11 protein-coding genes are annotated in these 13,821 nt (G+C 37.2%); 6 read left to right on the top strand and 5 right to left on the bottom strand.

Features of this window, described 5'->3' with window-relative positions; all coding sequences use genetic code 11:
- The first annotated feature begins 2 nt into the window (after window positions 1-2).
- Window positions 3-1,430 (top strand): HlyD family type I secretion periplasmic adaptor subunit, encoded by a 1,428-nt coding sequence (locus tag E2I05_RS08970; RefSeq protein WP_165905454.1) that lies wholly within the window; start codon window positions 3-5, stop codon window positions 1,428-1,430.
- Between the two features lie 838 nt (window positions 1,431-2,268).
- On the top strand, window positions 2,269-3,741 hold the full coding sequence (locus tag E2I05_RS08965; RefSeq protein ID WP_121852864.1) for a hypothetical protein: 1,473 nt from the start codon (window positions 2,269-2,271) through the stop codon (window positions 3,739-3,741).
- Window positions 3,742-3,753: 12 nt separating this feature from the next.
- Here the strand turns inward: E2I05_RS08965 and E2I05_RS08960 are convergent, their stop codons facing one another.
- Entirely contained in the window at window positions 3,754-4,788 is a 1,035-nt protein-coding gene (locus E2I05_RS08960; RefSeq protein WP_121852863.1) for an AI-2E family transporter, read from the bottom strand.
- 128 nt (window positions 4,789-4,916) lie between these two features.
- On the opposite strand from E2I05_RS08960, the gene folX reads away from it, so the two are divergent.
- The 3 genes from folX to gltS all read left to right on the top strand — a co-directional run bounded on the left by folX (window position 4,917) and on the right by gltS (window position 7,491).
- The gene (gene folX, locus E2I05_RS08955; RefSeq protein WP_121852862.1) at window positions 4,917-5,279 is read left to right on the top strand and encodes a dihydroneopterin triphosphate 2'-epimerase; all 363 of its coding nucleotides are present in this window, start codon (window positions 4,917-4,919) and stop codon (window positions 5,277-5,279) included.
- Between the two features lie 82 nt (window positions 5,280-5,361).
- Window positions 5,362-6,258 (top strand): TIGR01777 family oxidoreductase, encoded by an 897-nt coding sequence (locus E2I05_RS08950; protein ID WP_121852861.1) that lies wholly within the window; start codon window positions 5,362-5,364, stop codon window positions 6,256-6,258.
- Between the two features lie 6 nt (window positions 6,259-6,264).
- The gene (gene gltS / locus E2I05_RS08945) at window positions 6,265-7,491 is read left to right on the top strand and encodes a sodium/glutamate symporter (protein ID WP_218939905.1); all 1,227 of its coding nucleotides are present in this window, start codon (window positions 6,265-6,267) and stop codon (window positions 7,489-7,491) included.
- 25 nt (window positions 7,492-7,516) lie between these two features.
- Here the strand turns inward: gltS and E2I05_RS08940 are convergent, their stop codons facing one another.
- Together E2I05_RS08940 and E2I05_RS08935 are read right to left on the bottom strand one after the other, a co-directional pair.
- The gene (locus E2I05_RS08940) at window positions 7,517-9,979 is read right to left on the bottom strand and encodes an ABC transporter permease (protein ID WP_121852859.1); all 2,463 of its coding nucleotides are present in this window, start codon (window positions 9,977-9,979) and stop codon (window positions 7,517-7,519) included.
- Window positions 9,979-10,692 (bottom strand): ABC transporter ATP-binding protein, encoded by a 714-nt coding sequence (locus E2I05_RS08935; RefSeq protein WP_121852858.1) that lies wholly within the window; start codon window positions 10,690-10,692, stop codon window positions 9,979-9,981. The genes E2I05_RS08940 and E2I05_RS08935 overlap by 1 nt, the downstream gene beginning before the upstream one ends.
- Before the next feature lie 55 nt (window positions 10,693-10,747).
- Between E2I05_RS08935 and E2I05_RS08930 the strand changes: the two genes are divergently transcribed.
- Window positions 10,748-11,317, top strand: coding sequence for an arylesterase (locus tag E2I05_RS08930; RefSeq protein WP_243641053.1), 570 nt, complete (start codon window positions 10,748-10,750; stop codon window positions 11,315-11,317).
- 1,036 nt (window positions 11,318-12,353) lie between these two features.
- Here E2I05_RS08930 and E2I05_RS08925 read toward each other — a convergent pair.
- Window positions 12,354-13,133, bottom strand: a complete 780-nt coding sequence (locus E2I05_RS08925) for a hypothetical protein (protein ID WP_121855268.1) — start codon at window positions 13,131-13,133, stop codon at window positions 12,354-12,356.
- A gap of 77 nt (window positions 13,134-13,210) precedes the next feature.
- On the bottom strand, window positions 13,211-13,693 hold the full coding sequence (locus tag E2I05_RS08920; protein ID WP_133309579.1) for a hypothetical protein: 483 nt from the start codon (window positions 13,691-13,693) through the stop codon (window positions 13,211-13,213).
- Window positions 13,694-13,821: the final 128 nt, after the last annotated feature.

Below are 13,821 nucleotides of genomic sequence, written 5' to 3'. Positions count from 1 at the left end.
TAATGTTAGAAATATTAAAAAAATACCGTGAACTCTGGAAAGCGGCTAAAGAGCATTATGATAAAATTCCAGACAGAAAACTCAGCGGTAACGAGCTAGAGTTTTTACCTGCCGCAGTAGAAATTTTGGAAACCCCAGCTTCGCCAATCGGCAGAACCGTTTCGCTTACAATCCTTGCTCTATTTTCTATTGCCGTTTTATGGGCATGGTTCGGAAAAATTGACATCGAAGCTGTAGCACAAGGAAAAATCATTCCTCAAGGCCAAGTCAAATCAATTCAAGCGCTTGAAATTGGTAAGGTCGAGCAAATTTATGTTACTGAAGGCCAAAAAGTGAAAGCGGGACAGGCGCTAATCAAACTGGATCCAACTGATACAGAAGTAGACGTTAAACAAGTAAAAGCAAACCTATTGTCGGCACAACTTAATGCATTTCGTATAGAGTTATTGTTATCTAAAATGGAAACGACACAAAAGGTTAATTTCAACAGTGAATTAGAAAAGGTTAATAAAGAATTTTTATCAATTGCAAACAAGCAACAAATACAGCTTCAAAATCAACAATTTTACAAAGACTTGGAGTTATTTAACTCAATGAAAGCAAGCTTAGCAGCTTCCATAAAACAACAACAAGCTACAATTGAGTCAGTAAAAACAGATATACAAAGGCTAAAAGAGCTAACCCCGCTTTTTACAGAGCAAGAAAAAGTTACCAAAAAGCTAAGAGATAAAGGACATGTTTCATATGTAGATTGGCTTGCATACAAAGAGAAACAAGTAGAAACATCACAAAATCTAAAAGTACAAGCAAGTAGACTAGAAGAGGCTAAAGCTAAACTTGCCGCTTTAAAAAGTTCAGGTGTCCAGCAAGATAGGCAGTTTCATTCTGAAAAACTAAAAGAGCTCGGCGCACAAAGAAAAGAAATAAAGTCTTATAAACTGACTTTAACAAAAGCTGAAGAGCGAGAACAAAACCGCTACCTCACAGCTCCTGTCTCTGGAACCGTACAACAGTTACAAGTTCATACTTTAGGCGGTGTTATTCAAGCTGCACAACCACTTATGGTCATTGTCCCTGAAAATGCCACATTGGAAGTTGAAGCAATGCTTTTAAATAAAGATGTAGGTTTCATACACAAAGATATGCATGCTGAAATAAAAATTGAAAGCTTCCCGTACACTCGTTATGGATTAGTTGACGGGACAGTTCGTCATGTTTCTAATGACTCTGTAGAGCAAAAGGGGATTGGACGCGTATACCCAATCAGGGTATCAATAGAGCAAACCCAAATTCTCGTTGACAATCGACATGTCCCCCTTCAATCAGGAATGAGCGTTACTGTAGAAATAAAAACAGGTAAAAGAAGGCTGTTAGAATACTTCCTAGCACCATTTTTGAAATACCAAGATGAGTCTTTAAAAGAAAGATAGATTATTAAATAGTATTTTCCAATTAACAAATAAGTCTAAACAAGTATGATCATTAGGCTCTTTTATAATTCGGTTCAAAGATCTGGTTAAACAATTTGGTGATTACAACATAAGTTGACATTAAAAATAGTCTACAAGGCTCATAGAATGGGCAGCGATTTTTTTTTAAAAAAGAATAAATTCCACCATAACATTGTCACAAATCCCTTAAATTACACCATAAGATGACATTTTATTTTTTAACAATTGAGGCGTACATCCTAGTAAAACACAATATTATAGAAGAAAGACATTAATTGAAAACTCAATAGCACTTTAAATCTCGCTTAGCATCTCGAAGTAATCATCCTAGCAACTTTGTAAACTATTGAAGTATACACACCTGTATATCAAAACAGTATTCCACTGCTGATATGCAAAGACTGTAATTATAACTACCGGACTCAAGAAACCTGCTTTGCGACAGTCTACAAAATTTAGATTTTGCTTGTAAATTATGGGGCTTATTTAAGGCTTTGATCAGCGATGCAGTTTCTAGTATTTCTTCGTTATCAACAACAGAAAGCGAAATCATACTGAATAAAATCAACGAAGAAGTGACCTCGTTTTTTAATCAAGTCTTGCAAATGGATACTTTTACATTACGCCAAGAGGCTATTTCTACTGGAAAGTACCCATGATTTTAGCTAAAAATGAACTCCGAAACTTGAGTTATAACAGTTCAACTTTTATTTAATGCACATAAATCTTGGGTTAATTCTAATTAACATTATGCGAATAAAGTAACTAACTGGGCTAACATCTTATTTTATATCTTCATACGTTGAAATATTAATAAATGACGCTTATAGGCTCCCCAGTTCATTTAACTCAGGATTATTCAACTGGCACTCAGTTAAAAACGCCAGCAGTCCCAAATATAAACCCTCAGCTCGAAAATACCATTGAAACAGAAACTGAGACAGAAACACTAATTCCGTCCAGTTTAAGTGTTAATAAAAGTGCTCGTGTTTCATATTTAACAGCAAAAATTTCTTTTTCTAAATTTGATAAAGTCGCATTTATGACACCAGAAGAGTTTTTTGATACTGAAAAAGACTGGCATCACTTTGCATATCAGTTAGATATACTTGCAGAAAAAACAGCTACTATTGACTGCCAAATGCCATGTATGTATCACACGGCAAATGCAATAAAAAAACAACTAGATTTACAAATCAAATCAGAATGGTTACCTAAATCGGATAAAGATGCTTTAATTCGCTTTAGACAAAGAGTAGAGGAGCTTTCGCATAAAAATTATGAATATAGAGAATCTTTAGAAATAGCAATTGTATACGCAATTACTCAAGATGTTTTCGCCTTTCAATCAATTCCTTTTTGTGAAAATGAACCAAGACAAGAAATACTTTCAACATGTGTTGGAATGATTCGAACTCGTATTAATTACTTCCAACAACTGAAAATCCTCGCCTCTGATAGTAGTGCTAATAATTTTTATACTGAAAACACAATAACTTTATCACACTTTTTGAAAAGAAAATGGGGATTGTTACTGTCTAAATTTAACGAAAAAAGTACGTCGTGCTTATCAAGTTCTGAACATGATAACGAAGAAGAATATCGAGAAATTTCAGCTATTTTATTTTTCCTTTTTGGCTCAACAGCCTTCAATATAATCGAGGGGAGAAATTACATTAATTTATATAGATACATGATTGCTAACAGCTTTGGAGAGAAGATCTTAGTACCATCTTTTACAGGCCATAGTGTAAAAAGTATAAATCTATGCCAACATACCGCATTAGTACCTATCGGATTGACGACTAGAAACCTCTGCCTTCACGATGAAATCAATATGTCTTCTGGCTTACTTACATTTCATGATATATGGCACGAGCTTAACATTAATTCTTGTAGAATTTCTAACTCTCCCGAAAAGCAACAGGGCCATTCAGCCGTCATTATTTTTTATACTTTGCAAGACAGAATAAGATGTGAAATACACTTCGTCGGTGAAATGATGATGTTTGATGTTACTCATGAAGGGGGATATTTACCTAAAGAAATTTTTGAGAACCCTCAACTTGGCAGTTATGTTATAAAAGATTTTAAAAAATCTATCGACTCTGAGTGGAGTGATGTGCCGCGTCCAAATGCAGATTACCAATCTGATGAATTATTAAAACTAGGTCAGGAGTGGTTAATTGCGGTCATCAAGCGAGCAAATATCAAGGCATTCACAGATAAAGAATTTAACATCGTTTATACTAAAGTAGCTCGCAATACATCACGCGAGCTACACGCATAACAACATTTACTATCAGGCTGTTCCGTCATCAGATAACAACACAGCCAACCAACCGCCGCTTTGACTGGATTCTAAAGCTATTTTTACAACCATAGTAAGTGGAACTGACAACAACATGCCGACTGAACCTAGCAACCATCCCCAAAATATTAATGACAAAAATACGACCAACGTTGACAGACCAAGACCTCGTCCCATGAAGCGAGGTTCTACTATATTCCCCATAACCATGTTGGTCGCGACATACAGAACAGCTGTTGCACCAGCCGCCGCTGGACTAATTTGAATTAATGCTAATAAAATAGCTGGAATTGCAGCAATGATTGAACCAATATTAGGAATATAATTGAATAGAAAAGCAACAACCGCCCATAACAGCACATAATCAACTCCGATAATCCATAGACCTATTCCTACTACAACTGCTGTTGCAAGACTTACTAACGTCTTAATCACCATATATTGGTTTACTGATTGCAAAAATTTATCTATTTGCTGTAACCGCATTTCTGGATCATCTAGAGCAATATGCAACTTTTTAGGTAACGAGCTTGCCTCAAACAACATAAAAACGACGGTTAGTATGATCAAAAACATATTGGCCATTACATTACCGACTCCTGAAAGCATGTTTGTCGTCATCGACAAGGCGATTCCAGGGTCAAAATAATTCAAAACCTGTTGCTTAGAAATTTGAATATTAAAGCTTTGTAAGCGCTCTAACAGCCAACTAAACCTTTGTATAAGTTGATCTCGATAGTGTGGTAATTGTTCTGAAAACTCATTTATTGAGCTGCCTACAATGCTAGCTAGCCATAACCCCATCAATACGATAAAAACCATCAACATCAAAACAGCTAGCCATTTTGGTACTCGATATCGTGTCATCCATACGATGGCAGGGTTACAGATCACCGCAATAAATATCGACAATGCAAATGGAACTATTATCGTGCTCGCTGTTTTTACTCCAGCAAGTAAAACAACCACACAAGCAAGAATTACAAAACTTTTCACAGCCGCCGAGCTATGGTCAAATCGATTCATTTCGCCTTTAATCCTTTTTATATTCACCGATAATCAATAAGGTCTTTTGATTATCGGTATCTCTTGTTATTTAGGTTAAAGTTGCTAGTCTTTTAAACATAAAACTAAATAACTCACTAAATTTACTTATGAAACCAGAAATTGCCATCATTCGCATTAAAAATCTTCGTTTACGTACATATATTGGTATCAATGAAGATGAAATCATCAACAAACAAGATGTTATCGTTAATGCAACCATCCATTACCCAGCAATAAAGGCTCGCCAAAGCGATAACATGAATGATGCACTAAACTATAAAGTCATTACAAAAAAAATTATCGCGTTAGTCGAAAACAATCGATTTTCGCTACTTGAACATTTAACCGATCAAGTGCTTTCGATAGCCAGTGAACACGATTGGGTTGAATACGCTATCGTTGAGATAGATAAGCCACACGCACTGAGATTCGCTGATTCAGTATCCTTAGAAGTGCGTTATCAAAAATGAGTTTCCCTGTCTAACGGATTAGCTTAGTTTAGATTGTGAGTCTCGCAAAATTTTGTCTTTAAGAAAGCAGTATAGAGGCGATATGAACATATTAATCACTGGTGGTACCGGCTTCATTGGTCGACAACTTGTTGCATTACTCAGTACTCACCACCAAATTACCGTTTTAACGAGAAACCCTACGCGAGCAGCCGAAAACTTAGGCTCAAGGCCCGAATTTATTTTTAGTCTCGAGCAACTTAACGACCTAAATGATTACGACTTAATTATTAACCTTGCCGGCGAGCCAATTGTTCAAAAGCGATGGACCACCGAGCACAAAAATACTTTATGTAAAAGCCGATGGGATATAACGGCCAAATTAAGCGAATTAATCCTAAACAGTTCTGAGCCCCCCAGTTGTTTTATCAGTGCCTCTGCTATTGGATATTATGGGCGACAAAACGCAACTTCAATTTCCGAAGGTTCTCCCCCTACCCCAGAATTCACCCATCATCTTTGCCACGAATGGGAACGTTTAGCCCTATTAGCTCAAAACGACAACACACGTGTATGTATTCTCCGTATTGGTGTTGTTTTAGGCTGTAAAGGAGGAGCTCTTGAAAAAATGTTGCCCCTATTTAAGTATGGATTAGGAGGGCCGATCAGTTCTGGAAAACAAGGAATGAGTTGGATTCATGAGCGAGACTTATTGAGATTAATTCAATTCCTGATGTCTCATCAAGACTGTAGAGGCGTTTTTAATGCCACTGCGCCTAATCCTGTTAGCAATAGAGAACTCAGTAAAACATTAGGTCGTGTGTTAAAGCGCCCCGCTTTTATCCCAATGCCATCTTTTGTTTTAAAGATGCTCATGGGCGAAATGAGTGATTTGCTTACAGAGGGCCAATATGTCAGCCCACAAAAGGCAATGGGTGCAGGCTTCGAGTTTAATTACCCAACTCTAAATAACGCCCTAACTCAAATTTTAGGAACATAAAGTTAATTGCCGATATCTGAGGTTGAGGTAAATATGCCGAGTGTCTTTATTTTTGATTCTTTATGGTCATTTGTGATTGTGATTGGAATATTACTCTTGGGGTATACTCTCAATAACAAGATTTTGATACTCGAAAAATTTAATATTCCACCTGCAATAACTGGTGGCCTTTTTGCGGCTTTTGTTATTACCTTGCTTCACTTTAATCGTATTAGTGTTTCTTTATCTGTACCTCAACAAGACATGTTGATGCTGATGTTTTTCAGTTCTGTAGGCTTGAACGCTAACGTTAGGAAAATCATCGAAGGTGGGCACAGTATTCTAGTTTTTCTTGCTTTATCAGCCGCATTTATCTTTTTGCAAGACGGGCTTGGCATAACACTCGCAAAAATACTAGGGCTTGAACCAATAATAGGACTTGTAGCAGGTTCGATTACGTTAACAGGTGGACATGGGACGGCAATCGCATGGGCTGGGGTGATTGAAAAGAACTTTGGTTTAAATGTGCTTGAACTCAGTATTGCTTCCGCTACATTTGGTTTAATTGTAGGTGGTATTATTGGAGGACCTTTAGCCCATAAAAGAATTTCTAGCTTAAAGGCGAAATGTTTCAACTCATGCGCCTCCACCGTTAAAATGCCTCAAAACTCATCCCAAACCACAACATCTGTAGAAATTTTAAAAGTACTTTTAGCGCTAATTTTTTGTGTTTCATCCGCTAAGTTAATTGCACAAAATGTCGTTACGGCTGAAATTAGCTGGTTTAGAATGCCGGTTTTTGTCTACGCCATTTTTATAGGCATTATAATGACTAACTGCCTTGAGCTGCTACCAAAATGTAAGCTAGAAAAGTTCAGCTTAGACTTTGTGTCGAACCTTTGCTTGTCATTATTTTTGACCATGGCGATTGTTAACCTAAAACTATGGCATATATTTGATTTGGCGATTCCTTTATTGATTATTCTCTTTTTCCAAACCATGTTAATGGTCATATTTTCATATTGGATAACCTTTAATTTTATGGGTAGAAATTACGATGCAGCGGTTATTTTAGGAGGGCAATGTGGGTTCGGTTTAGGTTCTACACCAACAGCTGTAACTATCATGAATTCAATTGTTGCTCATCATGGACCATCAAATCGAGCATTTTTAGTTATCCCAATTGCAGGGGCCTTTTTCAATGACTTAATAAACTTAGTAATAATCGAAAGCTATTTACACTTTTTGAAATAGCCTTCGATTCAGTCAGTAACGATTGTTAGCTTTCACGTAACAAGCTTGAACAATCTTGCTTTAGTAACGCCCAACAACGCCACAAGCCCAATGATGCTACAATAGTAACTCCAGAGACAGGTGCCATCCACCACCAATGCCAATGCATCATGACTCTTAGTTCAAAAACTTGAGTCTTAAGCATGTATAAAGCAAATTCAGCGACCCAAACCGCAAGTAAGCCCGCAATGGCTCCGAGTAAAGCAAACTCGAGCAAGGTAGATAAACGCAACAACCAGCCTGAAGCCCCAAAGGTCCTTAAAACGGCTAACTCGCGCTTACGTTGAGCCATGCCTGACTCGGTTTGAGCGACTAAAACTAGCGAGCTCGCTAGAATAACCAATATTAAGACTAAAGTTAATGAGAGCGAAACTTGATCTATTATCTGCCTTAACTGCCCCACCATAGCACCTACATCAATTATTGATATGGTTGGGAACTGCTGTATCAACTGTAAAATGACATCATCTTTCTGAAGTTTTTTGTCTTCAAGATAAAAGCTCGTAATAGAAGTAAAAGCAAAAGACTCTAAGGCTTTTTTATTGAATATCACATAGAAATTGGGTTGCAACGTTTCCCAATGAACTTGCCGTATACTCGATACGTTCACAACGATAGTTTGACTATCGATTACAAAGGTCATTTGTTCGCCAACCTTTATGTTTAGCCTTTCAGCTAAACCGGATTCGAGTGAAACTTCGCTCTCCGATTGCGTAAACTCCCCTGATAATATCTCATTATTTGGAGGTATCGTGTCTCGCCATGTTAAATTCAATTCCCTTGAAACGCCTAACCGCCCTTTCTCACCTTTATCAAGTTGAGATTGAGTGACAACACTTTGTCCACCGATCTTGGTCATACGACCTCGGATTACAGGGTAAATGTCTGTGGCTCTCAAATCATGTTTTTCAAAAAAGTCAGCTAATGGCTTAGTATCTTCTGGCGCAATATTCACTAAAAAATAATTAGGTGCTTTTTCTGGTAATTGTTGTTGCCATTCTTCGAGTAGATCTTGCCTCAGAGCGAAAATAGTGAGTAATAAAACTAATGCACTGCTAAAACCCACCAATTGTACTGCATTTTGCTTTGCTCGTCGTCTAAGACCTGCGAGTGCAAGTTGCATAGGATTGCTGATCTTTAAGCCCGCTCCCTGTCCCATGCGCACCATTAAGTAGCCCACAAGCAACAATAACAAAGCTAAAACAATGATTGTGGCAATAACAATAACTGTTAAAACTAAATTTTGAGAATACAAATATCCTAATCCACCTAAAGCGGTCATGCTTAATAGGACATTTAACCATTGCCCAACGGATACTGTTTGTAATTGCCTTTGTAAAACTCGTAAAGGTGGAATACTGAGCAGACGTAGAAGAGGATATGCTGAGAACATAAAAGCACTCAGTAGACCTGTGCTAACTCCTAATAGAAGTGGGCGAGTAGCAGCAGGTGAATAAGCCGCTATTTCGGGAGGTAAAAACTCTGTCAAACTGAGATCAAGCAGCAATCCACCAGCTAAACCTAATACGATACCTAGTGAGCAAATCAACAACAGATGAAAAGCAAAAATAAAACGTATTTGCTTGGCACTCGCCCCGAATGTTTTTAGCATAGCTACTGCATCATAATGGCGTTGACAGTATCGTTGTGCAGCAATACCTATCGATGTACAGGCTAAAGCGATACCTAATAAGCTGGCAAGCAATAAAAACTTTTCGGCCCGTTTTATAGCGCCTGCAAGCGGTGAGTCACCTGACTCTACATCACGCCACCGTTGACTATTGTTCAATAATGGTTTTACAAATTCTTCAAACGCTTCTAGCTGAACTGAAGTTCCCGTGAACTGATACAGGTAAGTTACTCGGCTACCCGGCTGAACAATTCCAGTTTTAGCCACATCATCTATACGCATCAACACTACAGGTGCTGATGCAAATGGATTAAAACCTGCATCTGGTAAGCGTGAGATTTGCTGACTCATTTTGAAACTTTTACGGCCAATTTCAATTTGATCTGGATACCCCAATAACCCAGCTAATCTCGTCTCAAACCAGACTTGATCGGCTTTCGGTAACTTGTCTGATGTCTCAGATGAGAGTTCAATTGTACCTTTAAGCGGATAACCGTCTTCTACCGCTTTAATTGTGACAAGCTGAAATTTATCATCCGCATATACCATAGAATTAAACTCCATGTTTTCAATATGCTTTAAACCTAAGGTACTTGCTTGCTGCAAAACAGAAGCATCCAGCTTAATTGGAGAATCAATAATACGATCAGCAGCGATAAACTTACTGGCTTCCCCAGATATGGCAGCCTGAAGTCGCTCACTTACGCGGGCTAAACCGCTAACCGATAAGACGGCGAGTGTAATTGCAAGCAAAATGAGGACTAACTGACCTTGCAATAATTCACGCCTAAATAAGCGCCATGCAATTTTTAATTCCATTAAGCTATCCTTTCCGCAGCTGGTGTAATTTCAGATAAGTGCCCATCTTCCATCTTTAGCTGACGTCGACACTGCTCAGCTAAAGCTAAGTCATGAGTCACTACAACTAAGGTCGTTTGACTTTGTTTATTCAATTCAAACAACATTTGTTCAATCTTGTCACCGTTTTCTTGATCAAGATTCCCAGTTGGTTCATCAGCGAATAATACTTTAGGCTTAGATATAAACGCACGAGCAATAGCAACCCGTTGTTGTTCACCACCAGATAGTTGTTTGGGTAAGTGGTTTAACCTATGAGATAAGCCAACTTTTTCAAGCATTGAAAGCGCTTTGCTTCTAGCATTTGGAATTCCAGCCAGTTCGGCTGGCAACATGACATTCTCTAGTGCTGTTAACGTATCTACCAGCATAAATGATTGAAAAATAAAACTTACTTTTTGTTTCCTGATGGCCGCTTTCTGCTCTTCATTCAAATCGGATAGTCCTTGACCATCAAGATACACTTCTCCCTTCGTTGGAGAATCTAACGCTGCTAATAAACCAAGCAAGCTCGACTTCCCAGATCCCGATGGTCCTACAATCGCAACACTGTCCCCTTGCTTGACTTCTAGATCTATGCCTTTAAGGATAGTAAGCTCACCTTCTTGAGTTTTTACTGATTTTTCGAGGTTAACCACTTTTATGGCTAGATTATTTGCATTATTTTCGCTCAAAATTCGATCCTTTATATGTCATCGTTCAGTAAAACAGAAAGTAATAGCTGTAAGTATTTTATGCTTAACAGCAGCACCAACATTCGCTGACACCATTTTAATCCTAGGTGATAGCCTAAGCGCAAGTTATGGAATGCCTGAAAATGAAGGTTGGGTGGCAAAACTCAAACCAGAATTGACACAACATACCATAATAAATGCCTCTGTTAGCGGTGAAACTACGGCGGGCGGATTACGCAGACTGCCCAAGCTCCTTGAGTCTAACGATCCTGACGTTGTCTTTATCGAATTGGGTGGAAATGATGGACTACGTGGTTTTTCACCTACAAAATTGAAATCAAATCTTACAAAATTAATCAAATTAAGCTTAGAATCAGGAGCCAAGGTGTTACTCAGTGAAGTTGTTGTCCCACCCAATTACGGCCCACGTTACAGTAAAAGCTTTAATCAGGTATATCACCAACTCGAAGATAAAGAAGATATAACCCTGATGCCATTTTTTATGATGGATATTGCTCCACATAAGGAATTGATGCAACGTGACGGGATTCACCCAAATGCAGCTGCTCAGCAAAAGATCACTGATTTTGTCAAACCTTGGATTGAAAAAGCCGTTTTGCAATAATTCGTGACAATTATGCGATACACAATTGATTTCTTAAACTACAAAAATACCAAGTATATCCACCTCTTGCATATAAAAAGTTTAACTATAACTGCAATTTTTAGCCTTCATCCTAAATAGATCGGCTGGGAGCGTTCATATACGCAGAAAAAATTACTGATAGCAAGGCATGAATAGCAGCAAGTAGTGGTTAGGAACTGTCCCTAAATAACTTCCCGATTTGTTACTGCTTAAAATTGCCAGTATCAAGGCGCGAAGAATGAAGTTTAGTTATTCTAAATGAAAGATGAGTAACGCAGAGAGTGGCAATTTTAAGCGTAACCCTTTGGGCTGTGTTTATTTTTGGCTTCTACTGTGTTGTCGAAAGCTTATGTAGAGTAACTACACCACACTTTCTTCGCCTTGTATAAGCTCAAAAATAAACGACAGCAAAACAGGGAAGTTATTTTGGGACAGTTCCTTACCGACATACAAAACTGTCGTTACTTCGTTTCGACTTGCAAAATTTATAACGTAGCTAGCGGTGATTTTGCAAGTATATGAATGTTCAGCACTCACCTGATGGGTGAATTCGGGTTGTTTAATTTTGTATTTAACTTCAATATATTAAAGTTAAATAGTGCATTCAACCGATTTATTTAGGTTCATAATTGTAGTCGGGTAATAAAGTTTCATCCTCAATCGCTCTGTAGCCTTGATTGGTACGTTGAAACTTTAGCTATCTAAAGTCTAAAGTTTCATACTGATTCGCTCTTAAAGGCATTTTTACAAGGGAAATGAAGTAATAAAGTATCATACCGAACGAAACACGCTTTTGGACAAAAGTGAGTTTCGGTTTCAGTTCATAATCAATAGATTGCATTAGAAAAAGTATCTCTAAAATCAAATTATGAACATCAAATCGCTGTGAGTCTCGACTAGCCCTAAAAATTCAACTTAGGGCTTGCAACTGAAATGCGCACAACGATAATTATGGTAAACAGGTTTTGGCTTACGCCCGTTTAAATCATAGGTTTATTATTCACTTGCTGTGCGTTTAGTTGGGCACTTCTATATAACCCTTGAAATTATTATCATATTTCAATGTTTGGATTTTAAGTCGCTTACTCGAATACTTGTGAAAATCTTCTTTTATTTTATTCGACATTTTGTCAGCTACTTTCATTCCAGACTCTAGAACCGACCCCGCTTTATCTGCTTTAGCATACCCAAGTGTTACATTTTTAGGTAAGAAAAAATCCAAATAGTAAGGTATTTCTCGATTATTTATTTTCTCATGTAATCCAAGCTCATGATCTGTAACTAAAAGGATATCTTTTTTACTTTCAATTGCATCTAGAAGTATTCTTGAATTCTCAATAAATAAATGCCAACCAATTCTTTCTCCTTTAGCCACCTCTAGAACATCAAATTGGTAGAATCCAACTAAAAATTTAAAACATAGCTTCCCTCCAAGCGTAGCTAACGCATCTTTGAAGTAGAGCAACTCGTAAACTGCTGTCGAGCAACTTTTCTGGCCTCTAAATGTAGAGTCATTTGTATCAATAAAGTAAATTTTATCAAAATTTTCGAAGCTAAACCTTTCTTGACTAAGTGAAGGTTTTTCTCCTGAACTTATAACCGATAATTTTTTCTCTTTATTCTCGCCTTGATAGCTTCTAAAGTGAGTTAAAAAGCTATCTTTTAAATTATTAATACTATTTATATCGCCAGAACCATCTATTGAATAATTAATGTTGAGTTCGCCATTACAATCAGTTTCAGTAACAAATTCAAGCCATTCTTTTCTTGGTAATATTTTATTTTTCTTGCTCATATTCTTAAATTTCTCTAGTGCTTAAAAGCAAATCAGTGTTATCCATGTTGAAAAGCTTTATTAGGGGTTTTTACACTTTAAATATAAGTATTAAACGAATTAATTAACTGCTTAGATAATAAATGTTTTTCATTCATTATGTATTTAATAGCAATCAAATTACCTTCAAGTCGCACCTTGTCCTGCAATGATTCAAGCTTTACAAATTTGGCTATTACCTCATCATCGACCAGAGAATAAAATTTTGCTGGTAGCCTTCCATTATTTAGTAATGAAACTACAGTACAATCTGGTGAAAAGTATATTTCATTAACATTGTGTTCTGATGGAGTTACGCATTTGAAAGTACCATCAGGTAACTTGACTACGACATGAGCTATTAGCTTTAAAACTATGTTACCGAGTTGAGAGAAAGTCCAACCGAACTGTACTTCTCCGTTGTTAGTTTTAAGGTATTCGATTACGTTGTTATAACATTCTAGTTTTACACTTGCACTTGCACTTGCACTTAGAGCATCAACTTTTATTCGCTCAATAAATATAATATCTATTGATTTCAAAAAGTCGTACGGTAGTTTTTTGGGTATCAAATAATCCACAATATTCTCGAAAGCCTTAACGGTTTAATCATGCACCGACCCATTAAGACGGCTTGATATTCAAGCTATAATTGCGCATAACTAAATGT

The organism is Parashewanella spongiae (assembly GCF_004358345.1).
Lineage (GTDB): Bacteria > Pseudomonadota > Gammaproteobacteria > Enterobacterales > Shewanellaceae > Parashewanella > Parashewanella spongiae.
Note: the sequence above shows the minus strand (reverse complement) of the source record. Positions and strands in the feature narration are given on the sequence as shown.

What these genes read in the sequence shown, in the direction of transcription:
- E2I05_RS08970 (WP_165905454.1), top strand. Translation starts at nt 3, where the DNA reads ATGTTAGAAATATTAAAAAAATACCGTGAACTCTGGAAAGCGGCTAAA.
- E2I05_RS08965 (WP_121852864.1), top strand. Translation starts at nt 2,269, where the DNA reads ATGACGCTTATAGGCTCCCCAGTTCATTTAACTCAGGATTATTCAACT.
- E2I05_RS08960 (WP_121852863.1), bottom strand. Translation starts at nt 4,788, where the DNA reads ATGAATCGATTTGACCATAGCTCGGCGGCTGTGAAAAGTTTTGTAATT.
- folX (WP_121852862.1), top strand. Translation starts at nt 4,917, where the DNA reads ATGAAACCAGAAATTGCCATCATTCGCATTAAAAATCTTCGTTTACGT.
- E2I05_RS08950 (WP_121852861.1), top strand. Translation starts at nt 5,362, where the DNA reads ATGAACATATTAATCACTGGTGGTACCGGCTTCATTGGTCGACAACTT.
- E2I05_RS08940 (WP_121852859.1), bottom strand. Translation starts at nt 9,979, where the DNA reads ATGGAATTAAAAATTGCATGGCGCTTATTTAGGCGTGAATTATTGCAA.
- E2I05_RS08925 (WP_121855268.1), bottom strand. Translation starts at nt 13,133, where the DNA reads ATGAGCAAGAAAAATAAAATATTACCAAGAAAAGAATGGCTTGAATTT.